This window comes from Campylobacter sp. CNRCH_2015_0814 (assembly GCF_025772765.1).
GTDB lineage: Bacteria > Campylobacterota > Campylobacteria > Campylobacterales > Campylobacteraceae > Campylobacter_D.
This window is the reverse complement of sequence record NZ_JAKMSR010000042.1, coordinates 1-520: the sequence shown is the minus strand read 5'-3', so window position 1 is coordinate 520 and position 520 is coordinate 1. Positions and strand designations below refer to the sequence as shown.

The window sequence follows — 520 nt, the reverse complement described above, 5'->3', positions numbered from 1 at the left end:
AGTTGTTTCCCCATTTGCATCAACTTCATAACATGATTTTTTTGGATACAACACCCCAAAACCATCAATATTATATATCTTTGAATGAGGTACTAAACCGCTAATTTTAATACTAAAATCACTCTCAACATCTATAGTTTTTTCTTTATTTTCAAATTTTGGATATTCTACTATTTTTGGATCAACATCACAATGTTCATAATTTACAATGAATTCATTTTGACCTCCTAATGCTTGAATCAACACAAAAAATCTTTTTTTAAATGGATTCTCTGATTTTATTATCATCGTAGCCTCTTGTGAACTATTAAACTGTTTATCTGCTTGTATTACATTAAAATCTCCTTTTTCTTTATAAATATATTTTATAGAAGATCCAGCCTTTCCTCCTTTTATTTTACAAGTTACTGTTTGATTTGGTACATCAAACACAGAATACTTAGAACACATTATATCTATTTGATATTTTTTTATAAAAATAGGCTCTAGAGCAAATGTTTCTTTAGAGGTAATTGTTTTC

The 520-nt window shown here is 26.9% G+C and carries 1 protein-coding gene; it reads right to left on the bottom strand.

Features of this window, described 5'->3' with window-relative positions:
- On the bottom strand, positions 1-520 hold a 520-nt coding region (locus L8X24_RS07940; RefSeq protein ID WP_263664345.1), incomplete at both ends, for a hypothetical protein.